Source organism: Bacillus sp. FSL R5-0560, from assembly GCF_037966305.1.
Classification (GTDB): Bacteria; Bacillota; Bacilli; order Bacillales; family Bacillaceae; genus Bacillus; species Bacillus mojavensis.
This window is the reverse complement of sequence record NZ_CP150195.1, coordinates 1,728,744-1,752,689: the sequence shown is the minus strand read 5'-3', so window position 1 is coordinate 1,752,689 and position 23,946 is coordinate 1,728,744. Positions and strand designations below refer to the sequence as shown.

The following is a 23,946-nucleotide window of genomic DNA, read 5'->3' as shown; positions in this document are numbered from 1 at the left end:
CATACTGAAATCCCCCTTATAGCTTAGGGGGATTTTATTGTTTCGTATGGTGTTTTTGCAATTTAGCTAGAGCTTCCTGAGCTGCGTGCTGTTCGGCTTCTTTCTTTGAACGGCCGTTTCCGACTCCGAGTGGTTCACCTTTTAGAGATACGATGGCTTCGAATTCACGGTTATGGGCAGGTCCTTTTTCGTTGGATATTTTATACTCCAGCGAGCCTTTGCCGTCACGCTGCACGTATTCCTGCAGCTGGCTTTTAAAATCCATCACATGAGAAAAAGCACCATCGTTTATTTTAGGGAACACATAGACTTTTAAGAAACTTTCGACCGGCTCTAATCCCTGGTCAAGATACAAGGCTCCGATAAATGCTTCGAAGACATCCGCCAAAAGCGCAGGACGTTTTCTGCCGCCTGTCATTTCCTCGCCTTTCCCCAATAGGACAAGATCGCCGAATGACAGTTCGTGAGCCAATGAAACGAGAGACGGTTCGCATACAATTGCGGCTCTCAATTTCGTCAAATCTCCTTCACTCATAGCCGGATACTTGGCAAATAAGAATCTGGAGATCGTCAGTTCCAAAACAGCGTCACCTAAAAATTCAAGCCTTTCATTATCTTCATACGGCTTTTTCCGATGCTCATTCACATAAGATGAATGTGTAAATGCTTGATACAAAAGCTTTTCATTTTGAAAGTGAACCGAGATCCGTTCTTGAAACTCTTTAAATTGTTCTATTTTTTTATAGAACTTTTTCTTATCTTTGTAATGTGAGTGTTTTGACATAGTAACCTCCATAGGCACATCAGGTTCACCGCGCTTCTCTGACTAAACCGGATACAGCGCGCGTAAAAGCGGCATGCTGTAATAACTGCACGAATAAAGGGCTAAAGCCCCGCGTTTCGGCGGGACTTTTAGCATCAGCTTATTGCTGGTTTTGTATGTAGTTCACAGCGTCGCCGACTGTTGCAATCTTTTCAGCATCTTCGTCAGAAATTTCCATATCAAACTCGTCTTCAAGTTCCATAACAAGCTCAACTACATCTAGGGAATCAGCACCTAAGTCTTCCTTGAAAGAAGCTTCAAGTTTGACGTCTGCTTCATCAACGCCAAGGCGATCTACGATGATTTTCGTTACACGCTCTAATGTATCTGCCATAGCAATTCACCTCCCCTCAAGTATTATAGTGGATTCGTTTTTAAAAAACTAGAGTAACTATGATGAAATTTTCAAGAAAAAAACTTACATGACCATTCCGCCGTCAATATGAAGGGTCTGGCCTGTCATATAACGCGCTCCCTCTGAAGCTAGAAACGTCACGACGCTGCTGACATCGCTGGGATCGCCAAAGCGAGCGAGCGGAATTTGTTTCAGCATGTCATCTTGAACATCTTTTGCAAGCTTATCTGTCATATCAGTTGAGATAAATCCAGGTGCAATCGCATTAACGGTGATATTTCGGCTTGCGAGCTCTTTAGCTGAAGATTTCGTTAAGCCGATCACACCTGCTTTTGCAGCCACGTAGTTGGCTTGTCCAGGATTTCCGCTGACGCCGACAATAGATGATACGTTAATAATCCGGCCTGAACGCTGCTTCATCATTTGTCTTGTGACAGCTTTCGTACAGTTGAAAACACCCTTCAGGTTAATGTTAATGACATCATCCCACTCATCTTCTTTCATTCTCATGATGAGATTGTCTTTTGTGATTCCGGCGTTGTTCACTAGAATGTCGACCGTAGAGAAAACAGAAATCGCTTCTTTTATCATGTTTTGTACATCTTCAGGATTTGATACATCGGCTTTGACAGCAATTGCTTTTCTGCCCATTGATTTGATTTCATCTACAACTTCATTTGCTTTCGCTTCGCTGCCTGAGTAGTTAACGACAACATTTGCACCGTTTTTGGCCAAGTCAAGGGCGATTGAACGGCCGATTCCACGGGATGCGCCAGTGACAACAGCTGTTTTTTCATTAAGCATTCTCATTCTCCTCCTTAAGCGTTTGAATTGCCAGTTCAATCGTTTCCGGGTCTGATACGGCAATGGTTTTTAAGCGTCTGTTTACTTTTTTCACAAGGCCTGAAAGCACTTTGCCGGGACCGATTTCAATAAACGTCGTAACACCCTCTGCAATCAGCTTGTTAACAGTTTCCTCAAAACGAACCGGGGAGTACAGCTGCTCAATGAGTTTTTCTTTAATCTCTTCCTTATCTGTCATCACATCTGCAGAAACATTTGAGATCACCGGCACATCTGCGTTTTTCAGTTCACAGGAGTCCAAAACTTCTTTCAGCTTTTCAGCGGCAGGCTTCATCAGTTCAGAATGGAACGGACCGCTTACGTCAAGCGGAATCGCTCGTTTAGCGCCGTTCTCTTTAGCCTGTTCAGATGCAAGCTCTACTCCTTTTGACGTTCCGGAAATAACAATCTGTCCGGGACAGTTGAGGTTGGCAAGCTGCACAAGGTGGCCGTCCTCAGTGACTTTATCGGTTACTTGTTTCAACGCGTTTGCATCCATGCCGAGAATAGCAGCCATCGCTCCTTCTCCGGCCGGCACCGCTTCGTTCATGAACTCACCGCGTTTTCTGACAGTATAAACAGCGTCTTTAAAGCTCATTGCGCCAGCCGCCACCAGTGCAGAATATTCTCCAAGGCTGTGTCCGGCTGTGAAATCAGGTGTAATGCCTGATTCTTTAAATTTCTCAAGCACAGCAATGCTAGTCGTCAGCAAAGCAGGCTGCGCATTGTATGTAAGCGTTAATTCTTTGGCATCACCTTCAAAAATCAATGAGCTGAGCTTTGTTTCCAATGTTTCGTCAGCTTCATCAAACAGACGTTTTGCAGCAGGCACCTGCTCATAAAGCTCTTTTCCCATGCCGATAAATTGTGATCCCTGACCAGGGAATAAAAATGCAATCTTACTCATGATGTTAAAACCTCCAGACTATTCATCTGTTTTTTCTTCTTCTTTTACTTCTTCTTGGATGAGCGCAGCCACATTTTGGCTGACCATCTCTCTGGCTTGGCGGATCGCATGGTAAACCGCACGGGCATCAGACGAGCCGTGTGCCTTGATTACCGGCGCTTTCAAACCGAAAAGGCTTGCTCCGCCGTATTCGGAATAATCCATTTTCATTTTCATTTCTTTCATCTTCGGCTTCAGCACAGCTGCCGCAAGCTTAGATGTAAAGTTTGACGTGAGCGCTTCTCTCATCATTTTAAAAATGGACATCGCAGAGCCTTCAAGCGTTTTGAGTGTAACATTCCCGGTAAATCCGTCCGTTACTACGACATCTGCTACATCGTCTAAAAGGTCACGCGCTTCCACGTTTCCGATAAAGTTGATGTTTGCCTTTTTTAATAATTGGAACGCCTGCTTCGTCAGTTCGTTTCCTTTTTTATCTTCTGTTCCGACATTCAAAAGTCCGACTCTCGGTGAAGTCACACCCCGGACTTGCTGGGAATAAACAGAACCCATAATGGCATATTGAACGAGATGCTCAGGTTTGGCATCTACATTGGCGCCGACATCAAGGAGCAGAAATCCTCCGCCTGAAACAGTCGGCAGTGTCGGTGCAAGCGCAGGGCGGTCAATTCCTTTAATTCTTCCCACAATAAACAGGCCGGCTGTCATTAGCGCGCCGGTATTTCCTGCTGAAATGCAGGCGTCAGCTCTGCCTTCCGCAACTTCCTGCGCCATCAGGACCATAGAAGAGTTCTTTTTTCTCCGCACGGCGCGGACCGGTTCGTCCGTAGGCTCAATCACTTCATCTGCGTGCAGCACCGTGATGCGATCTGATGATGTTGTTAAATATGATTCTATTGTAGTCTTGTCACCGACAAGTGTAATATGAAGATCATCAAATGACTCTATCCCCTTCATAACTCCGTCAATAACAGCTTTGGGAGCGTGGTCTCCTCCCATTGCATCTACAGCTATTCTCATGCATGCTCCACCTTTATGAATGTTTTGAACGGTACATGTCAAAATGTCCAGAAAAAACAATTTCCTCTGCAACATAGCTGTTCACTTCGACAACCGTTCTTCCTTTTTCTTTATCAACCGCCGTTACTTTCGCTTTCGCAACGACGCGTTCACCCTGCTTTACCTGCCTGGTAAAGCGGATGTCTGCACTTGCAGTAAGCGCCAATTCGTCATCTATAATGGCAACGGCCAAGGAATTCGCTTGAGCAAATAAATGGTGTCCTCTCGCTATTTGATTCCGGCTGAATACATGCTCCTGTTTTATCTCTAAAATAGAAATCGCCTGATCATCCAGCTCAAGGTCAATAATTTCTCCGATGACTTCGTCTAATGACAGGGACTTCACTTCATCTTCAAGCGTTTTCTCTGCCACGTTCTTAATTCTTTCTCTCAGCTCCGGTATGGAAAGCTCCAAGCGGTCCAAACGAATCGTCTGAATGCTTACTCCGAATTTACCCGCTAATTCTTCATCTGTAATAAATGGGGTTGCTTTGATCGTCTGCTGAAGTAATTCCTGGCGTTCTTTCTTATTTCTTCTCATATCTAAACACCGTCCGGACAATTAAGACTAGGTACTAATAGTAGTATATAATTTCATAGATTGGAATGCAATGATTGTTTCTGGCTGAACACCAAAAACTTCTTACCTCAGCTCAATTTTTCCCCATCCATGACTCCGCTTTTCAGCAAATGCTCTCTTAGCGCCCCATATTCAGGGTCCTTCCAGAACACTTCCGAAGCCACAAGATTTGCAGCGTCCTGCCTTGCCGTTTCAAGCGCTCTGTAATCATGAACCATGTCCGCCACCTTAAACTCAGGCATTCCGCTTTGTTTTTTTCCAAAGAAATCCCCTGGGCCTCTCAGTTCCAAATCCTTTTCAGACAGTTCAAAGCCGTCATTGGTTTCCGACATGATTCTCATACGTTCTTTTCCTGTTTCTGATTTCGGATCAGCCATAAGAATGCAGTAGGATTGATGTTCGCCGCGGCCGACACGGCCGCGCAGCTGATGAAGCTGGGACAAGCCAAAGCGATCTGCGTCGTAAATGACCATAATCGTTGCATTCGGGACATTCACCCCGACTTCAACAACAGTGGTTGATACGAGAATTTGACACGTATTCGCGCTGAATTCCCTCATCACCTGATCTTTTTCATCGGGATGCAGTTTTCCGTGCATAAGGCCGACGTTCCATGTTCCTCGAAACACCTCAGAAAGCATATTGTATACGTCTATGGCATTTTGCACATCAAGCTTGTCTGATTCTTCGATCAGCGGACAGATAATATACGCCTGTCTGCCCTGCTTTAATTCTTTTTCGACGAATGCCAGAATGCGGTCCAGCATGTCATGCTTCACCCAATAGGTTTCGATTTTTTTGCGCCCCGCCGGCATTTCATCAATGACGGAGACATCCATTTCACCAAAAACAGTGATCGCTAGGGTTCTCGGAATCGGAGTGGCTGTCATAAAGAGAACATCGGGATCCTGCCCTTTGTTCCGAAGCTTCTTCCGCTGTTCAACTCCAAATCGATGCTGCTCATCCGTGATGACAAGACTTAGCGCTTTAAACTCGACCTCATCCTGAATTAAAGCGTGGGTTCCTACAAGGATATCAATCTCTCCCTCAGCAAGCCGCTCAAGCAATTCTCTTCGGCGCTTTCCTTTTACAGAGCTTGTCAGAAGGGCGACATTGATATCCCACTTTTCAAACAGTGAAACAAGCGAATCAGCATGCTGTTCAGCCAGAATTTCTGTCGGAACCATAAGCGCTCCCTGATAGCCGGATAAGATTGCGGCATAAAGCGCGATGGCAGCGATTGCCGTTTTTCCTGATCCGACGTCCCCTTGAAGAAGGCGGTTCATTCTGTATGGAGAAGACATGTCTGCTGTTATTTCGCGAAGCACGCGGGACTGGGCGTTGGTGAGGGGAAACGGGAGGCTTTTGACAAATTTCATGAGTTCTTCGTTTGAAAAACGCTGCCGTATCCCTTGTGACTGCTCTCTTTCCGCCTTTCGGAACGCTTGCATTTTCAACTGAAATAATAAAAATTCTTCGTAAACGAACCGCCGCCTGGCCAGCTTTAATGCCTCTCTTGTTTCTGGCTGGTGCATCGCTTTTAACGCCTGATGATAGTCCGGCAGCTTATAGCGGATTTTAAGATTTTCCGGAAGAGGATCAGGTATTGAGTCCGCATATTGGGTCAGCCCGTGCTGAATAAAACGTCTCATCATTTTGACGGTGACATTTTCTTTTACGGAATAGACTGGTTCAATGCTCTTATCCTCTTGATGCGGCCCATTTTTCAATTCCTGAACAGAAATGGTCTGACGGTGCTTGTCCCATTTACCGGAAATCGTCACGACAGATCCCAGCGAAATCTTTTTCTTTAAATAAGGACGATTAAAACAAACGGCGGTGATTAAATAATGGCCGACAAGAAGGCGAAATGTCAGCCTGTTTCGTTTTTTTCCGTAATAGGTAAGAGAAGGCTCTGAATGAACCTTCCCTTCAACTGTGACTCTTTCATCATGCTTTACTTCTTCTAAATCCCTCAGCTCGTAGTCATCATAGCGATAAGGGAAATAATTCAGAAGATCAGAAATGTCATAAATACCGAGTTCATTTAATGTTTTTTCTGTTTCCGGCCCAATGCCCTTAATGTTGGCTATACTAGTTTGCTGATGTTGTTTCACTTGAACCCAGCGCTCCTCCGAATATTTTTTTCTCTAATTCTCTTCCCGTCGGGGTTGCCGCTAAACCGCCCTGGCCTGTTTCTCTAAGTGCAGTGGGCATCGTTTGGCCGATTTTATACATTGCATCGATGACCTCGTCACATGGAATCCGGCTTGTAATGCCTGCCAATGCCATATCAGCAGCAATCATCGCGTTGGAAGCGCCCATTGCATTCCGCTTCACACAAGGCACTTCAACAAGACCCGCAACAGGATCGCACACAAGGCCGAGCATATTTTTTAATGTAATAGCCATGGCCTCCGCACTTTGCTCAGGTGTACCGCCTGCCATTTCAACAATTGCCGCAGCTGCCATGCCCGAGGCAGATCCTACCTCTGCCTGACACCCGCCGGCAGCACCGGAAATACTTGCATTATTTGCTACGACAAATCCGAAAGCTCCGGCCGTAAATAAAAAGCGGATCATTTGTTCTCTTGTCGGGTTCAGCTTCTCTTTCACGGCAAATAACGTACCCGGCACTACACCCGCAGATCCAGCAGTCGGTGTTGCACAGATTGTTCCCATGGCTGCATTTACTTCATTTGTTGCGACAGCTTTCGATACTGCATCTAAAATCAGCGGTCCCGATAAGCTTTTTCCAGATCGAATATAGGCTTGCATTTTAACTGCATCGCCGCCGGTCAGGCCTGTTTGACTCGTAACCCCTTCAAGCCCTTTTTGAACCGCCGCTTCCATAACAGTCAGATTGTGATCCATCTGCTGAAAAATCTCTTCTTTTGTTTTTTCTGTTACTTCCATCTCTTGAGCGATCATTACATCAGAGATCAATATCTGCTTTTCTTTGGTAATTTCAATTAATTCCTTTACATTACGAAACATAACTGGCTCCTCCTGACCCTTCGCTAGTCAGCAATCTTTGTCACTTGAATAATGTTCGGCAGCTTCGACAGCTCGTCGAGAACGTGGTCGTCAATATTCTGATCGACCTCTATTGTCATCAGCGCAAGCTGCCCAATATCCTTGCGGGCAACTTCCATATGGCCAACGTTGATTGAGAATTTCGCAAGGACATTGGCAACACCTGCAATGGTGCCAAACTTGTCATTATGAACAACTAGAATGGCAGGGTGGTTTCCAGACAGACGGAGCTCAAAGCCGTTTAATTCTGTGATTTCAATTTTTCCTCCGCCTATTGAAATTCCTGTCAGTTCAAGTTCTCCCTTACCATCAGAAATACTGATTCGAGCTGTGTTCGGATGAACCGGAACAGCGTCTTCGACTCGAAACTCTATATCAATTCCTTTATCTTCTGCAATTTGTATAGCGGTTTTAATCCGTTCGTCAAATGTATCAAAATCAAGCAGACCGCCGATGATCGCCACATCTGTGCCGTGACCCTTATATGTTTCAGCAAAAGAGCCGTAAAAGGACACAACGATGCGCTCAGGCTCCCTGCCAAATAAACTTCTGGCCACTCTCCCGATTCTCGCCGCTCCTGCTGTATGCGAACTGGACGGACCGATCATAACCGGGCCGATAATATCAAAAACGCTTCTGTATTTCATGCTATTCCTCCTTATGAAACAGAGCTTATAAGCGGCTTTGCTTCTAGACTAATTGATCGGATATAAAATGGCAAGCGGGCGCGTTACAGCGCTGCCGCACTTAAAAGCAGACATAAGAATAGAAGGGCAATTTGCCCTTCTATTCTGCAGAAACGATATACGAATACAGCGGCTGTTTTCCGTTGTGGATTTCAACCTCAATCTCCTCGTACTTTTCACTGAGATACGCTTCAAGCTCCTCAGCTTCTTCCTGGGATGCATCCTCACCATATAGGATAGTGACAATTTCGTCCTCTTCTCCGATCATTTCTGACAGCAGCATTTTCGCGGCTGACAGCTGATCTTCAGCAGTGCCGATAATCGTTCCATTCAGAATTCCCATAAAGTCGCCTTTTTTAATGTCTTTGCCGTCAATATGAGTATCTCTGACTGAGTATGTCACCTGTCCGCTTTTTACTTGCTGAATCGCACTTAGCATATTGGCTTCATTTGCTTCAGGTTCTTGATCCGGATTAAATGCCAGCAGTGCTGACATCCCTTGCGGAACCGTTTTGGCAGGAATGACAAAAACCCTATCACCCATCACACTTGCAGCTTGATTGGCAGCCATGATAATGTTGGAGTTATTCGGTAAGATAAACACAGCTTCAGCATTTACAGACCTTACAGCTTCGACAATATCCTCAGTGCTCGGATTCAACGTCTGGCCGCCTTCAATCACAACGGAAGCGCCAATGCTTTTGAATAGATCAGAAATGCCTTCTCCCATTGCAACAGTCACAATGCCGTACGGCTGCTTTGCCGCTTTCTCACTGTGAGCAGGCTCGCTGTCCTGGCTGATGATGGAAGTGTGCTGCTCTCTCATGTTTTCAATTTTGATTTTTATTAATTCACCGTAGTTTTGGGCATAGTTTAACACGTTTCCCGGCTCTTCTGCATGAATATGAACCTTCGCCAGAGACTCGTCTGCAATAACCAAAAGAGAATCCCCAAATTGGCTGAGGTCATTTCTGAATGTGCCTTCATCGAATTCTCTTTTATTCTGATCGAGCCTTACCATCACTTCTGTACAGAAACCGAATTCAATATCTTCCGTGTTCATCATACTCTGCGCGCTCTTATGATGCTCCGCGCTAACCATGTCATCAAGTGACGGGAGAACGGTTTTCTCAGGAACGGTCTCTCCTTTTAATGAAGCGAGAAAGCCTTCATACACACAAAGCAGGCCTTTGCCCCCGCTGTCAACGACACCAACTTCCTTCAAGACAGGCAGCAATTCTGGTGTCCGGTTTAAGGATGCCTCAGCTTCCTTTGTCACAGAAGTCATCAGCGCAATGATATCGGTTTCTTTTTCCGCCAAGGCCACCGCTTGTTTCGCAGCATCTTTTGCAACAGTTAAAATGGTACCCTCCACAGGTTTCATGACAGCTTTGTAAGCCATATCCACACCGGCTTGCAGCGCGGCGGCAAACTCTTTTGCATTAATTTCTTTTTTTGTTTCGATGCTTTTACTGAATCCTCGGAACAATTGGGACAGGATGACTCCTGAATTCCCTCTTGCCCCCATGAGCAATCCTTTAGATAACGCGGAGCCCACTTTACCGATATCACTTGTCTCCAAATGCTCCACTTCTCTTGCCCCGGAAGTCATCGACAGGTTCATGTTTGTTCCCGTATCACCGTCCGGCACCGGAAACACGTTGAGCGCGTCAACCGCACTCGCGTTTTGAGACAGATTCTGTGCTCCTGCAAGAATCATCTCGGCAAAGATTTTGCCGTCTAATGTTCTGATAGACAATCCTACTCCTCCTAACTACGGGTTCGTCACTCGTACCCCTTGGACATAAATATTGACAGAATCCACTGCAAGTCCGACTGTTTGATTTACTGTGTACTTTACTTTTGTTTGGACGTTATGTGCCACTTCAGAAATTTTTGTGCCGTAGCTGACAATGATATACATGTCAATATGTATCTGTTCTGCTTCTTGGCGAACTTGAACACCTCTGCTGAAATTCTCTTTCCGAAGGATTTCAGTCAGTCCGTCTTTAATTTGGTTTTTAGAGGCCATTCCAACAATGCCGTAACAGTCAATCGCAGCTCCTCCGGCAACCATTGCAATGACATCATTCGATATATCAATTTGCCCGTATTTCGTTCTTAATTCAATGGACACACTAGTTCCTCCTTCGAATGCATAGAGTTACAGCTATTCTACTATATGAACTCCATTATGAAAAGAAAAGACGCGGCAATCGCTGCACGTCTCTTTACATATACTATAGCGCCGCTGTTTGTGCAAGATGTCAAGTGAATTTTCTTGAAAGATGATGAAACAATAGTTGCAAACGTTTTTTAGCTGTGGTAAATTATTTAAAGTATCCATATCGAAAGCATCTAAGAACATATGAAAGTGAAAAAGTAGATGTTTTGTGCAAGTGAGGAGGGAAACAAATGGCACGTAAATGCGTTATCACAGGTAAAAAAACAACAGCTGGGAATAACCGTTCTCACGCAATGAACGCTTCTAAGCGCACTTGGGGCGCGAATCTTCAAAAGGTTCGTATCCTTGTGAACGGAAAACCTAAAAAAGTATATGTATCTGCTCGAGCTTTGAAATCCGGTAAAGTTGAGCGTGTATAACAAAATGAACGCCTGCCCTGATATGTGGCAGGCGTTTTTATGTGGTGAAAGAGGGCTGTGAACCCCTGGGCTTTAATCTTTTCTAAATGAGCCCAGCATCGCCCGGACAATTCCTCCTAAAAACTTCGGCAATTTAATGGTGTAAAATTTCATTTTTGTCCCCTCCTATAAGTCCCGTAACCGCCTGTTCATCACTTTAAGGTTCATTAATTTCAACAAATGAGTGAAAGCACAAGCTAATCCGTGCTTCTTACCATTATTAATATGCCTTTCGCAAACGAAAAAGTACCTCGTGAATGAATGAGTTCGTTACTAATACATAGTGTTGAACCAAGCGTAATATGACACTTATTTAGCGGATATTTAAAACCGATGAGAGTCAGCTCATCCACTTCTTCTGTAAATGGAATGAAGGAGATATATCGTTTGTTTTGATCGATAAGAAGAGAATATTCGCCTGGAGAGAACATCTGAATATCATTCTGTTTGTCTATAAGCTTCATTTTCGAAGTTGTTTTTACTCCTCTGTACAGCAGCTGAATATTTCCTAAAAAGTGATCTGCTCTGCCGCCTGTAATACCGAAGATCTGAATCATATCCGGCTGCTTGTCCAGGGCCCAATCAAGAGCAAGGTCTAAGTCAGTTTGATCTTTTTCTGCCTGATACACATGGAGAGCGGGCGCGGCTTTTTCGATTTGCCGGCGTTCATGCTCTGTAATGCTGTCAAAATCTCCGAAGGCTTCATCAGGAATGATACCGGCATTTAAAAGCGTGACCGTTCCTTTGTCAACCCCGACCCAGATCGTGTCATCAGCCATATAATCAGTCAGGTCAGGGATTAAATCTTTTGGGCCTCCTGCAACGATATTGATTTTTCTCATCTCTTTTTCCTTTCTGCTTCTGGATACAGGAAAAAGAGCTCAGGCTAGATGCGCCCGGCTCTTTTTCGTGCTGCTCATTTGCTTCCCCTTATCTCAGAAATAGCTTTTTCGCGGTCAGTTTGGCCATAAACAGCAGAACCGGCAACAAGTAAGTTTGCGCCCGCTTCGATGACTAGCGGGGCTGTTTCTTTGTTGACGCCGCCGTCCACTTCAATCAGCAGATCATGTTTCCCTTTTTCCTCTGCCATACGTTTCACTTCTTTTATTTTCGGAAGAACAGAATGTATAAATTTCTGTCCGCCGAAACCAGGGTTCACCGTCATTAAGAGAACAAGATCAAGTTCTTCAAAAATATGCTCAATTATCTGAACAGGTGTATGCGGATTCAGGACAACTCCGGCTTTTACACCCTGCTCTTTTATAAGCTGGATTGTCCCGTGAAGGTGCGGACAGGCTTCAGCATGTACAGACAGGATATCAGCACCAGCTTTTGCGAAAGCCGGGATATAACGATCCGGCTCTTCAATCATTAAATGTACATCCAGCGGCAGTTTCGTCACCGGACGAATGGCTTCTACAATCAGCGGTCCAATCGTGATATTCGGGACAAAATGGCCGTCCATGACATCAACATGAATGTAATCGGCTCCGCCTTTTTCTACATCTTGAATTTCTTTGCCTAAAGCGGCAAAATCAGCGGAAAGAATAGAAGGTGCAATCTTTACCATGATCTAATACCTCGGCTTTCTGTCTTTGATCTCTGTGATAAATTCAACATAATGGTCGTAGCGGTACTGCTTTAATTCCCCTTCTTCAACGGCTTGTTTGACTGCACATTTCGGCTCTTTCAAATGCAGACATCCTCTGAATTTGCATGATGCGCTTTTTTCTCTGATGTCAGGGAAAGTGAAGCCCAGCTCTCCTTCTTCAATGTCTGTAAACTCAAGAGAGCTGAAACCCGGCGTATCCGCAACCAGACCTCCGGACGTGTGTATAAGCTCCACGTGGCGGGTTGTGTGCTTCCCACGGCCTAAATGCTCGGAAATTTCGTTTGTTCTCAAACCCAGCTCCGGGCTGATCGCGTTGAGAAGCGAGGATTTCCCAACCCCCGACTGGCCGGCAAAGACTGTTGTTTTGTCGCGGAAATGCGGGATGATCTCCGTTAAGCTGCCTTGGTCCATAGAAGAGGTAAGATATACGTCATAGCCAATGTTCCGGTAGTCTTCAGCATACGCTTGAATGCGTTTTTGTGTATGTTGATCTTCAATTAAATCCATTTTTGTAATACAAATAATCGGCTGGATGTCATTCGCTTCTACGAGAACCAAGAAACGGTCGAGCAATGCTGTGCTGAAAGATGGCTGCACCGCCGAGAAAACAAGCACCGCTTGATCAACGTTGCAGATCGGCGGCCTGATAAGTTCATTGGTTCTTTCTTTAATCTCTAATAGATATCCTTCTTTATTATTTTCAGCTTGATAAACAACATAATCACCGACCAAAGGGGTGATTTTATTTTTTCTGAAAATACCTCTTCCTCTGCATTGTATAACTTTTTCATTATTTGAACCCTCTGATTCATCCAGTACGTAATAAAAGCCGCTTAGCGCTTTAATAATTTTGCCCTCAGGCATATTTTCCCTCCTTGTTATTCATCTTTCGGATACTCAATTGTTTTGTAGCTGACGACTTTATTATTTACCATCACTTGATAGTACCCTTTTTGGCCAGGTTCAATCTTCAATTCGATCGTCCGTTCTACGGGCTCTTTAATCTTAAAATGTTCGTAAGTGTCAGAAATGCTGTGATCCGCGTCGTCAATCGCGATTTGCACCTCAAGCTCGTCCCCTTCGTTTTCCGGCTCATATGGAATCTTGACTTTTTCTTTCACTGTTTTGGCCGGTTTTTTCTCAGGTCCGAGAGAGAATGTCACTTCGACCTCATTTCCCGGCTTTAGCGCCGTTCCCGCTGCCGGTTTTTGTTTGACAACCTGTCCTTCCGGAACGTCATCTGAGTACGCTTCTTTTTCCACCAGTTTGAGCCCGTTATCTTCCAGATATCCTGAGGCCGCTTCTTTACTGTATGTTTTTAAGTCTCTGAGCGTAATATCTTCCGGCCCGATGCTGACTGTGAGCTTAATTTGATCTTCGTCCGGCACAAGCTCGGTCCCTGCTGACGGATTCTGATCTATGACAGTGCCGGCGTCTTTCTCATCATTTACTTCATCCACCGTTACATTTTTAAAGCCCTGTTCCTTTAACACTTTTTTTGCCTTGTCGACTGATTGCCCCGTCACATCACCGATCTGCTTTTTTGCTTTACCTGTGCTCTTATAAAGCGTAACCGTTGCTCCTTCTTTAACAGTGGACTCGGCTTTAGGATCGGTTTTGACCATCAGGCCTTCTTCGATCTTCTCATCTGAGATTTCCAATACGTCTGAATCTACCTGCAAACCTTCTTTTTCTAGAAGATCTGCCGCTTTTTCATATTCCATCCCTGCTACTTCAGGTATTTTGACATCCTTAGGCATAAAAAGAGAAGGAAAAACAGTGACGGCTAGAACTCCTGCCGTGATAAAAACCAGGCATATGGTGAGCAGTATCCACGGCCATTTTTTTCTCTTTGCTTTTTTCTTTGTTTGGGTTTCTTGAGGAAATGTCATGTCAGCTTCTTTATCATGAGAAGCTTTTGCAAGCTCTTCATCCTTAATAATCGGAATCGCTTTCGTCATTTCTTCATCATCTTGAATCGTAAATTTCTTCTCGTTGAGCCTGTCAGCGTCAAAAGCTGTTCGAATATCTTCTTCCATATCTTCAGCAGTTTCATAGCGGTGAAAAGGATCTTTGGCGGTTGCCTTTAATATGATGTTTTCAACGCTTTGGGGTACTGAGGGATTCCACCTTTTCGCTGAAGGGGTTTCAGCCTGAAGATGCTTTAAGGCGATGCTGACAGCCGATTCTCCATCAAATGGGATTCGGCCGGTTAACAGCTCAAATAAGACAATCCCAAGCGCATAAATATCTGATTTTTTTGTGGCCAGGCCGCCCCGCGCCTGTTCGGGGGATAAATAATGGACTGAGCCCAGCACAGAATTGGTGTGGGTGATTGTTGTCGAAGTCAGTGCAGTCGCAATTCCAAAATCCGTTACTTTGATATTGCCCATATGATCAATCAAAATGTTATGCGGTTTAATATCCCTGTGGACAATATGATTTTGGTGGGCATGGGCAATGGCTGAAACAATTTGCTCCATGATGCTGAGCGCTTCTTTGGGGTGAAGCGGCCCGTTTGCTGTTATGTATTCTTTTAGCGTCATGCCCTCTACGTATTCCATGACAATATAGTAAATATCATCTTCCTCGCCCAAATCATAAATGCTGACAATATTCGGGTGATCAAGGCTTGAGGCCGAATGGGCTTCTCTACGAAAACGCCTAATAAACTCATTGTCATTCACATAGTCAAACCGCAGGATTTTGATTGCGACTTCACGATCAAGAATAATGTCCTCAGCTAAATAAACGTTGGCCATTCCCCCGCCGCCTATGACACGGAGAATCTGGTAACGCCCGCTGATTCGCTTGCCGATTAGCACTGATCTTCACCCTCTTCAACATGTAAAGCAAGCTCAAGCAACACTGCTGTAATATTGTCTTCCCCGCCATTCTCATTGGCTTTGTCCACAAGCAGGTTTACTTTTTCCTGAGGAGCTGAATCGCTTTGCAGGATGTCTTTTAATTCAGTGACTTCCACTTTATTCGTCAGTCCATCAGAACATAAAAGGAGTTTGTCTCCGGGTTCAATTTCAAAAGAACGTGCGTCAATACTGACGGATTGATCTGTTCCGAGCGCCTTCGTCAGCACATTTTTGCGTGGATGATGCTCAGCATCTTCTCTTGAGATTTCGCCGGTGCGAACCAGTTCATTCACCAGAGAATGATCCTCTGTCACCTGAACGAAGAGATCGTCCTGGAGCAAATAGCATCTGCTGTCGCCTATATGGGCAACGGAAACCGTTTTACCTGTAAAAAGAGCGCATACAATGGTTGTTCCCATGCCTTGGCATTCTTCGTGCGCTTGGGCATGATCGTAAATCTTGCTGTTTACCGCGAGAATCTGTTCAATGAGCCACTTTTCACATTCTGACGGCGCCGCAGGAATCGTATCTGACTCATTCCATTTCTCTCCCATGGCTTTCACAGCCATCTTGCTTGCAACATCTCCAGCAAGATGGCCGCCCATGCCATCAGCGACAACCGCTAATACAAAATCGTCTTTCCCCTTAAAAATACCCGCATCATCTTCATTATGCTGGCGGATTTTCCCTGTATCTGTTTTTAAGGCTGTTAACAACCCTCATCACCTCGTCTCGTCTTGACGCTCCTTCGCGCGAAGCTGACCGCAGGCTGCGTCAATGTCATGGCCTTGCTCTCTTCGAATCGTGACATTTACTCCGCGGGATTTCAACGTTTTCTCAAAAGCAAAAATCTGCTCACGCGGTGTGCGGACGTAATCCCGTTCAGGCACATAGTTTACCGGAATCAAGTTCACGTGGCATTTTACGCCTTCCAGCAAGTCTGCAAGCTCTTCAGCGTGCTCAACCTGGTCATTTACGCCACCGAACAGACCGTATTCAAAGCTGATCCGGCGTCCCGTTTTATTAATGTAATATTTAACGGCTTCCATTAAATCAGGGAGCTTGTACGCTCTGTTAATCGGCATCAAACGGCTTCTGATTTCTGTATTTGGCGCGTGCAGAGAAATCGCAAAGTTAATCTGCATTTGCTGATCAGCGAATTCGTAAATTTTCGGGATGATTCCGCTGGTAGAAACAGTAATATGGCGAGCGCCGATATTCAGTCCCTTATCATGGTTAATGATTTTTAAAAAGGCAAGCATTTCGTTAAAGTTATCAAATGGTTCGCCGATTCCCATGATAACGACAGAGCTGACGCGTTCATCCGTTTCATCTAGCGCTTTTTGAACTTTCACCACTTGAGCGACAATTTCACCTGCTTCAAGATTTCGTTTTAAACCGCCGAGCGTTGACGCACAGAATGTGCAGCCAATGCGGCAGCCGACTTGTGTCGTTACACATACAGAATTACCATACTCGTGTCTCATTAAAACAGTTTCGATTGTATAACCATCGTGAAGCTCGAATAAAAACTTCATCGTACCGTCTTGAGAAGTTTGTTTAACAGCCGTTTTCAGCGTCGTTAATACAAAATGAGTGTTTAATTTCTCACGCAGTTCCTTTGATAGGTTTGTCATTTCATCAAAAGAAGTTACTCGTTTTTCGTATAGCCATTCAAAAATCTGTGCCGCGCGGAACGGTTTCTCCCCGTTGTCTGTCAGCCATTGTTTGATTTCGTCTAATTCAAAAGAATAAATCGAAGGACGTTCTGTCCGCAATTCTTTTCTGATCTTTGTTTTTTTAAATTCTGTCATTGCTTATCCCTTCTTTCTCATGCTGCAAATAAAGAAACCATCTGTTCCGAAATAATGCGGAAGGATTTGAAGCCTTCCATCCCGAACAAAGGGTCTCGCCTTTTCGGGCAGCCGCTTTTCAAGAGACAAATCGGGTTCAAAATCAGGATGTTCTTGTATAAACGCATGGATAACTTCTTCATTTTCTATCCGATCCATTGTACACGTACTGTAGACAAGAGTGCCACCTTTTTTTACTAATGGCGCAATTTCCCTTAAGATAGACAGCTGGATTTCAGCAAGCCGGGAGCTGTCATTCGGGGTTTTGGTGTATTTCATATCCGGCTTTCTTCTGATCACGCCAAAGCCTGAGCAAGGAGCGTCTACCAAAATACGGTCAAACTGTTCACTTTCAAATGTTTCTCCGGCTTTTCTCGCGTCCATTGTTTTCGCATCAATAATGGAAAGGCCAAGCCGTTCTGACGCTTCTTTGATCAGCTTCACCTTGTGTTTGTGAAGATCAAGCGATGTCACACTTCCCTTGTTCTCCATTAATTCAGCGATATGGGCTGACTTCCCGCCCGGCGCTGCGCACGCATCAAGCACCGTTTCACCTGGCTTAGGGTCAAGAGCCCTGGCAACCAGCATGGAGCTTTCATCCTGGATGGACACTTCGCCTGTCTGGAAGAAGTGAGTTCCGGCAATAGTTCCCTTTACAAGCTTCACAGCGTCCTCGGCGAGATCACCTTTTTCCGCTTCGATTCCTTCAGCTGCCATTTGATCAAGTATCTCCGCTCTGTCCGTTTTCATTTGGTTGACACGCAGCGTTTGCTTAGGCGGAATGAGATGGATGCGGCAAATCTTTTCAGCCGCATCAAATCCGTATGCGGCTACCCACTCTTTCACGAGCCATTCGGGATGGCTTGTTTCTGTCGCAAGCCCGAGGACAGGATCTTCGATGGCGTCAAAGGAAGGGACTCCTTCGCGCTGAATAGAGCGAAGCACGCCGTTGACAAATGAGGCAATGCCTTTATGTCCGCGGTTTTTAGCAATCTCTACCGCTTCATGGATGACTGCCCGGTCGGGAATTTTCTCTAAATATTCCATTTGATATAAGGACAGGCGGAGAAGCTGGATAACCCACGGCTTCACCTTTTGAGGCTTGTTGATAAACGGCTTGAGCATATAATCCAGCGCGATTTTGTTTTGCAATGTACCGTACACCAGTTCAGTCAAAAGCCCGCGGTCTTGATCGCTCAGTTTATTAGATTTAATAACCGATTTCAGGAGCAGGTTACTGTATGACTGATTTTGTTCTAATTTGACCAGCGCCTCCAGCGCAATATCGCGAACGCTATTTGTTTTCATTGTGCACTCCTAACATATCACCTGTCTCAACATGAGCGCCACGGACAAAGTCTTCGCCTCGCATGCGTTTTTTGCCGGCAGGCTGCAGCTCCGTTAATAACAGTGCCGTATCGTTTCCTGTGGCGACGATGATTCCTTCTTTTTTAATAGCAATGACTGTGCCGGGTTCAGCTTTTGCCGGCGCAGCTGTTTTCTTCGCTGCCCACACTTTCAGATTTTGACCATTTAAAGTCGTATAGGCAACAGGCCATGGGTTTAAACCTCGAACTTGGTTATAAAGCTCTTCTCCCGCTCTGGACCAGTCAATCAGCTCTTGTTCTCTTTTAATGTTTGGCGCATACGTCGCTTTCTCGTCATCCTGCTTTTCAGGTGATATGTCGCCGGCTATGACTTGAGGAACTGTTTCAGACAAAAGCTTTGCGCCAGCAACGCTTAATTTATCGTGCAGGGTTCCGACATTGTCGGTTTCTTCAATGTCTACTTCCACTTTTGAAATCATATCGCCTGCATCTAATTTTTCCACCATGTACATAATGGTAACTCCGGTTTTTTTCTTACCTTCGAGAATGGAATAATGGATAGGGGCCCCGCCTCTCAGTTCAGGCAAAAGAGACGCATGAACATTAATGCATCCGTACTTAGGGCTGTCGAGTAGCTCTTTAGGCAGAATTTGCCCAAATGCTGCCGTCACAATAAGATCCGGCTGTAACGCCAGCACCTTTTCTATTTCTTCTGTCAGTCTGACTTTTTCAGGCTGAAGAACCGGGATGCCGTGACGTAAAGCTTCTTCCTTTACAGGCGGAGGCGTGAGCACTTTTTTTCTGCCCTTCGGACGGTCAGGCTGCGTGACGACCCCCACTACTTCATATCCGTCATCTATCAGGGTTCTTAAAACAGGAACTGAAAAATCGGGTGTTCCCATAAACACGATTCTCGTCATCAAATCATCCTTCCATATCCGCTAGTTCATCTTCTGTATAATATTTGCTTATTTTTGATGTGAACAGCACGCCGTCCAAGTGGTCCATTTCATGCTGCACGGCTCTCGCGAAAAAGCCTCTCGCTTCAAGAATGAACGGTTTTCCTTGACGGTTATACGCCCGCACTTTCACATAATCGGCACGCGTGACCTCTCCATAGATGCCGGGAAAACTCAAGCATCCTTCAACTCCGGTTTGCTCGCCGCTTTGATCAAGAATTTCCGGATTCACAAGGTCAATTCTGCCGCTTTCCTCTCCGATATCAACAACAGCCGCTCTTTTTAAAGTACCGATTTGCGGCGCTGCCAGTCCGACTCCATCCATTTCAAGCATGGTATCGTACATATCATCAAGCAGTTTTTTTAGCTTTTTATCAAAAACAGTCACGGTTTCCGCAGGCGTTTCCAAAACCTCCGCGGGATGTGTGACGACCTTTTTCACTGCCAATTCATTACCCTCCAAGACGTGAGATCTTACATCATCATATAAGGATTCATATCAATTGAAATCATTACATGCTTTTGTTCAATTTCGCGTTTATAATGTTCCAGTATCTTCTTCAATAAAGCTGATATCTGGGTTTCCTGTTTGTATTTTATCACGCATTGATAGCGATATCTATCTTTGATCCTGGCGATCGGCGATGCGCTTGGACCGAGTATTTTCGTATCTGCCCCGCAGTTTGCTTTCAGAAAGTGTGCGATTTTCTCAGCCGTTACAGCCGCTTTCGCCACTTCCTCGTGAGAAACCGTCACAAGAGCCAAATAGTAATACGGCGGGTAAGATTGCTCCCTCCTGTGTGCCATTTCTTGCTGATAAAACGTTTCATAATCATGCGTTTTCGTCAGCTGGATGCTGTAATGGGACGGTGTGTACGTTTGAATAATGACATTGCCGGGTTTTTCATGTCTTCCCGCGCGGCCGCTGACTTGCGTTAGCAGCTGAAACGTTTTTTCGGCAGATCTGAAATCAGGAATGTGCAGTGTTGTGTCAGCGCTTAAGACTCCGACAAGTGTCACATTCGGAAAATCAAGCCCTTTCGCAATCATTTGCGTTCCAAGAAGTATATCTGCTTTGCCTTCTCCGAAAGCAGACAATAATTTTTCATGGGCACCTTTCCGAGAGGTCGTATCAACATCCATCCGTATGACTCTTGCATGTGGCAGCACCTTTGTTAATTCTTCTTCCACTCTTTGTGTTCCCGTTCCGAAAAAACGGATATGCTCGCTTCCGCATTCGGGACAAGTATGCGGAACAGGTTCTTCATGTCCGCAATAATGGCATTTCATCCTCTGGCCGGAACGGTGATACGTCATGGAGATGTCGCAGTGAGGGCATTGCGGAACATAACCGCAGTCCCTGCACATCACAAAGGAGGAATAGCCCCTTTTATTTAAAAACAGCACAGCCTGTTCACCCTTGGCAATGATTTCTTCAAGCTTTTCCATCAATTCTATTGAAAACATAGAGCGATTGCCGTTTCTGAGCTCCTCTCTCATATCCACAAGCGAAACCTCAGGCATCACTTGGTGATTGACGCGGTGTTTCAGCGAAAGCAGCTCGTACACTCCTTTTTGCGCCCGTGCATATGACTCTAGCGTCGGTGTAGCACTACCTAACACAACCGGACAGCGGTGGTGCTCCGCCCGCTTGATCGCTACTTCTTTTGCATGGTATCGCGGCATTTCCTCTTGTTTATAGGACGATTCATGCTCCTCATCGATGATAATCATCCCGAGATTTTCAAACGGGGTAAAAATAGCGGACCTCGCACCCACGACAAGCCGTACTTCCTTGCGGTGGATTTTGCGCCACTCGTCATACTTTTCACCAGTGGATAACCCGCTGTGCATCACGGCTACCTGAGAGCCAAAACGCCCTTTAAAGCGATGAACCATTTGCGGCGTTAACGATATTTCCGGTACAAGTACGATGGCTTCTTTTCCTTTCGCAAGCACTTTTTCAATCGACTGGAGATAAATTTCCGTTTTGCCGCTTCCCGTCACCCCGTGCAGGAGAAACACTTGATGTTCATTGTTGTCTATCGTCCGGCGTATCTGCAGAAAGGCCGCGCTCTGCTCGTCTGTCAGCGGCAGCGGTTCTGTTTTTTTGAACATTTTGTCCTGATAGGGGTCTCTGTAAACCTCTTCATAGGCTTCTTTCAGAAGCCCCTTTTGAATCAGGGTCTTGATGGTGGCCGAGCTTGCGTCTGTTTTTTTGCACAGGTCCGCAGCAGGTATTTTCGTGCCTTCCGGTTCCGTCATGAAAAAGTGCAGGATCGCCTGCTGTTTGGCCGCTTGTCGGGATAAACCCTCAGCCTGCTTGGAGAGCTCTTCTTTACTGGCATTGGCCTGAATATACCTGACCATTTTTTTGTTCGCTTTTTGCGCCACTTTATAAGTTACATCGATATGGCCCTTTTGAATCAACTTCTGGATGATTTTCAGCGTATCGTGATCAGGTATATCGGAATACAGCAAGCTCTTTGTTTCAGAAAACAGCCGTTCTACCTGCGGCGGGATATCCGCACCCTCCGCGATTTTCAGCTCTTTTTCGTATTTCGCTTTAAGTGCGGCAGGCAGCATCGCTTGAAGCGCCGTTATTTTAAAAGACAGCGTTTTGTCTGACAGCCATGCCGACAAATTCATCAGCTCTTCTGTCAAAACAGGCGTAAGATCTAATAAATCCTCCACTTCTTTAACAGATTTACCTGAAAGATCAGACGTTTCTTTGACAGCTGTCACAAACCCTTGAATTTTACGGGGGCCAAACGGAACAATGACCCTCATTCCCGTTTTGATCATACCTTTAAGATGGTCTGGGATTTTGTAATCAAACGGCCTGTCTATATTTTTGGTGCTGACATCTACGATGACTTCGGCAAAATTCATGAGGGCTCTCCGGTTTGTTTTAAGAGCGCTGCGATTTCTTCAAAAATGTCAAAAGAAACATCGAGCTTAGACATCTTCGGAAGCTCGCGTTTGCGCCCGTCTTTGAAAAAGAGCGTCACGATATTCGTATCAGCACCAAAACCGGCCCCTGCCGCTTTCACATCATTCGCCACAATCATGTCAAGATTTTTGGCAGAAAGCTTTTTGCGGGCGTAATGTTCCACATCTTGTGTCTCAGCAGCAAAACCGACTAACAGCTGATGCTGTTTTTTCTCGCCCAATTCTTTTAAGATATCGACTGTTCTTTTTAATTCAAGGGTCATTCCGTCGTCTTGCTTTTTCATTTTTTGGTCAAATACTGTTTTTGGCGTAAAATCGGCAACAGCAGCTGTTTTAATGACGACGTCGCTTCCCTCATACACAGAAAGCACTGCATCGCGCATGTCCGCAGCCGATTGGACCGGGATAAACTGTGAAAGCCCTTTAGGGACATCAAGCGAAACCGGCCCTGAGATCAAGGTCACGTTTGCACCGAGTCGCACCGCAGCCTCAGCTAATGCGTATCCCATTTTACCCGTCGATTTATTCGTGAAAAAACGTACAGGATCAACTGCCTCCCGTGTCGGGCCTGCTGTGATCACAACATGTTTCCCTTCTAAAGGCGCGTTTTTTTCCTCTGCAAAATGCTTTTCCGCAAGCTTCACGATGTTTTCGGGTTCTTCCAATCTTCCTTTTCCGACGTAACCGCATGCTAAATAGCCCTCGCTCGGCTCAATAAAACGAAAACCATCCTGATATAGGACAGAAATATTGCGTTTGACTGCCGGATGATCATACATATGCACATTCATGGCGGGCGCAATCCATACCGGAGCTGTTGCCGCTAACAAGGTTGTTGTCAGCATATCATCTGCAATGCCGTTGGCCAATTTACCAATCACATTGGCCGTAGCCGGCGCTACGATAATCAGGTCGGCCCAGTCAGCCGCGTCTATATGAGAGATGACGCTTGGATTTTGTTCTTTAAATGTATCTGTATATACTTCATGGCGGCTCAATGCCTGAAATGTCAGCGGTGATACGAACTGGCACGCAGATTCAGTCATAATGACTTTAACATTTGCCCCCGCCTGCACCAGTTTGCTTGTCAGCGCACAGGCTTTATAAACAGCGATGCCTCCGCTCACGCAAAGTAACACATTTCGATTGTTCAGCAATGACTTCTCCCCCTCTGCGATATAAAAACAGCACGGAAAAAAATAACAACCTACATGATATAGGTTGCTACTTGTGCTACTATTCGCGGTCTTCCTTTTCAAACGAAAGCAGGCCTGCATCAATTTCTTCTAAAGCTTTGCCTACATATTTGTGTGAAATCGTATGTTCAATCATCTGGTCTTTTTTGATTTGCATTTCACGCGCGCGTCTAGCAGAAACGGTTACGAGCGTGTATTTTGAATCCAATTTATTCATTAATGAGTCAATTGACGGATCTAACATCAG

The 23,946-nt window shown here is 45.3% G+C and carries 25 protein-coding genes; 1 reads left to right on the top strand and 24 read right to left on the bottom strand.

Going from position 1 to position 23,946, the window contains the following annotated elements; all coding sequences use genetic code 11:
• Positions 1–34: 34 nt before the first annotated feature.
• The 11 genes from rncS to NST56_RS09020 all read right to left on the bottom strand — a co-directional run bounded on the left by rncS (position 35) and on the right by NST56_RS09020 (position 10,426).
• On the bottom strand, positions 35–784 hold the full coding sequence (rncS, locus tag NST56_RS09070; RefSeq protein WP_010334220.1) for a ribonuclease III: 750 nt from the start codon (positions 782–784) through the stop codon (positions 35–37).
• A gap of 139 nt (positions 785–923) precedes the next feature.
• Positions 924–1,157 (bottom strand): acyl carrier protein, encoded by a 234-nt coding sequence (acpP, locus tag NST56_RS09065; RefSeq protein WP_003154310.1) that lies wholly within the window; start codon positions 1,155–1,157, stop codon positions 924–926.
• A gap of 84 nt (positions 1,158–1,241) precedes the next feature.
• Positions 1,242–1,982, bottom strand: coding sequence for a 3-oxoacyl-[acyl-carrier-protein] reductase (gene fabG, locus NST56_RS09060; RefSeq protein WP_339181433.1), 741 nt, complete (start codon positions 1,980–1,982; stop codon positions 1,242–1,244).
• Positions 1,975–2,928, bottom strand: coding sequence for an ACP S-malonyltransferase (gene fabD / locus NST56_RS09055; protein WP_339181432.1), 954 nt, complete (start codon positions 2,926–2,928; stop codon positions 1,975–1,977). Before fabD ends, fabG begins: the two co-directional genes overlap by 8 nt.
• 18 nt (positions 2,929–2,946) lie before the next feature.
• On the bottom strand, positions 2,947–3,948 hold the full coding sequence (gene plsX, locus NST56_RS09050) for a phosphate acyltransferase PlsX (protein ID WP_168747801.1): 1,002 nt from the start codon (positions 3,946–3,948) through the stop codon (positions 2,947–2,949).
• A 13-nt stretch (positions 3,949–3,961) separates the two neighbouring features.
• The gene (gene fapR / locus NST56_RS09045; RefSeq protein WP_029441255.1) at positions 3,962–4,528 is read right to left on the bottom strand and encodes a transcription factor FapR; all 567 of its coding nucleotides are present in this window, start codon (positions 4,526–4,528) and stop codon (positions 3,962–3,964) included.
• Between the two features lie 107 nt (positions 4,529–4,635).
• Positions 4,636–6,684, bottom strand: a complete 2,049-nt coding sequence (gene recG / locus NST56_RS09040; protein WP_010334214.1) for an ATP-dependent DNA helicase RecG — start codon at positions 6,682–6,684, stop codon at positions 4,636–4,638.
• Positions 6,662–7,564, bottom strand: coding sequence for an L-serine ammonia-lyase, iron-sulfur-dependent, subunit alpha (sdaAA, locus tag NST56_RS09035; RefSeq protein WP_029441254.1), 903 nt, complete (start codon positions 7,562–7,564; stop codon positions 6,662–6,664). The genes recG and sdaAA overlap by 23 nt, the downstream gene beginning before the upstream one ends.
• Before the next feature lie 23 nt (positions 7,565–7,587).
• Positions 7,588–8,250: an L-serine ammonia-lyase, iron-sulfur-dependent subunit beta gene (sdaAB, locus tag NST56_RS09030; RefSeq protein ID WP_010334213.1), complete on the bottom strand. Its 663-nt coding sequence runs from the start codon at positions 8,248–8,250 to the stop codon at positions 7,588–7,590.
• 139 nt (positions 8,251–8,389) lie between these two features.
• Positions 8,390–10,048 (bottom strand): DAK2 domain-containing protein, encoded by a 1,659-nt coding sequence (locus tag NST56_RS09025; RefSeq protein WP_339181429.1) that lies wholly within the window; start codon positions 10,046–10,048, stop codon positions 8,390–8,392.
• 15 nt (positions 10,049–10,063) lie between these two features.
• Complete coding sequence (locus tag NST56_RS09020) at positions 10,064–10,426, bottom strand: Asp23/Gls24 family envelope stress response protein (RefSeq protein WP_010334211.1); 363 nt, start codon at positions 10,424–10,426, stop codon at positions 10,064–10,066.
• Positions 10,427–10,704: 278 nt separating this feature from the next.
• Here NST56_RS09020 and rpmB point away from each other — a divergent pair, with 278 nt between their 5' ends.
• Positions 10,705–10,893: a 50S ribosomal protein L28 gene (gene rpmB / locus NST56_RS09015; protein WP_003221548.1), complete on the top strand. Its 189-nt coding sequence runs from the start codon at positions 10,705–10,707 to the stop codon at positions 10,891–10,893.
• Between the two features lie 72 nt (positions 10,894–10,965).
• Here the strand turns inward: rpmB and spoVM are convergent, their stop codons facing one another.
• The 13 genes from spoVM to rpoZ all read right to left on the bottom strand — a co-directional run bounded on the left by spoVM (position 10,966) and on the right by rpoZ (position 23,943).
• A complete protein-coding gene (gene spoVM / locus NST56_RS09010) occupies positions 10,966–11,046 on the bottom strand; it encodes a stage V sporulation protein SpoVM (protein ID WP_003221545.1) in 81 nt (26 codons plus the stop codon).
• An 83-nt stretch (positions 11,047–11,129) separates the two neighbouring features.
• The gene (locus NST56_RS09005; protein ID WP_268450174.1) at positions 11,130–11,774 is read right to left on the bottom strand and encodes a thiamine diphosphokinase; all 645 of its coding nucleotides are present in this window, start codon (positions 11,772–11,774) and stop codon (positions 11,130–11,132) included.
• 74 nt (positions 11,775–11,848) lie between these two features.
• The gene (gene rpe, locus NST56_RS09000; protein ID WP_339181425.1) at positions 11,849–12,502 is read right to left on the bottom strand and encodes a ribulose-phosphate 3-epimerase; all 654 of its coding nucleotides are present in this window, start codon (positions 12,500–12,502) and stop codon (positions 11,849–11,851) included.
• 3 nt (positions 12,503–12,505) lie between these two features.
• The gene (gene rsgA / locus NST56_RS08995; RefSeq protein ID WP_339181424.1) at positions 12,506–13,408 is read right to left on the bottom strand and encodes a ribosome small subunit-dependent GTPase A; all 903 of its coding nucleotides are present in this window, start codon (positions 13,406–13,408) and stop codon (positions 12,506–12,508) included.
• Positions 13,409–13,422: 14 nt separating this feature from the next.
• The gene (gene pknB, locus NST56_RS08990; protein WP_339181423.1) at positions 13,423–15,369 is read right to left on the bottom strand and encodes a Stk1 family PASTA domain-containing Ser/Thr kinase; all 1,947 of its coding nucleotides are present in this window, start codon (positions 15,367–15,369) and stop codon (positions 13,423–13,425) included.
• Positions 15,363–16,127: a protein-serine/threonine phosphatase PrpC gene (prpC, locus tag NST56_RS08985; protein WP_010334207.1), complete on the bottom strand. Its 765-nt coding sequence runs from the start codon at positions 16,125–16,127 to the stop codon at positions 15,363–15,365. The genes pknB and prpC overlap by 7 nt, the downstream gene beginning before the upstream one ends.
• A 6-nt stretch (positions 16,128–16,133) precedes the next feature.
• Positions 16,134–17,225, bottom strand: a complete 1,092-nt coding sequence (gene rlmN / locus NST56_RS08980; RefSeq protein WP_339181421.1) for a 23S rRNA (adenine(2503)-C(2))-methyltransferase RlmN — start codon at positions 17,223–17,225, stop codon at positions 16,134–16,136.
• A gap of 3 nt (positions 17,226–17,228) precedes the next feature.
• Complete coding sequence (gene rsmB, locus NST56_RS08975; RefSeq protein ID WP_339181420.1) at positions 17,229–18,572, bottom strand: 16S rRNA (cytosine(967)-C(5))-methyltransferase RsmB; 1,344 nt, start codon at positions 18,570–18,572, stop codon at positions 17,229–17,231.
• On the bottom strand, positions 18,559–19,512 hold the full coding sequence (fmt, locus tag NST56_RS08970; protein WP_268505657.1) for a methionyl-tRNA formyltransferase: 954 nt from the start codon (positions 19,510–19,512) through the stop codon (positions 18,559–18,561). Before fmt ends, rsmB begins: the two co-directional genes overlap by 14 nt.
• Positions 19,513–19,516: 4 nt before the next feature.
• Entirely contained in the window at positions 19,517–19,999 is a 483-nt protein-coding gene (def, locus tag NST56_RS08965) for a peptide deformylase (RefSeq protein WP_339181418.1), read from the bottom strand.
• 26 nt (positions 20,000–20,025) lie between these two features.
• A complete protein-coding gene (gene priA, locus NST56_RS08960) occupies positions 20,026–22,443 on the bottom strand; it encodes a primosomal protein N' (RefSeq protein WP_339181416.1) in 2,418 nt (805 codons plus the stop codon).
• Entirely contained in the window at positions 22,440–23,660 is a 1,221-nt protein-coding gene (coaBC, locus tag NST56_RS08955) for a bifunctional phosphopantothenoylcysteine decarboxylase/phosphopantothenate--cysteine ligase CoaBC (RefSeq protein WP_339181413.1), read from the bottom strand. The genes priA and coaBC overlap by 4 nt, the downstream gene beginning before the upstream one ends.
• Before the next feature lie 79 nt (positions 23,661–23,739).
• Positions 23,740–23,943, bottom strand: coding sequence for a DNA-directed RNA polymerase subunit omega (gene rpoZ, locus NST56_RS08950; RefSeq protein WP_003221520.1), 204 nt, complete (start codon positions 23,941–23,943; stop codon positions 23,740–23,742).
• Positions 23,944–23,946: the final 3 nt, after the last annotated feature.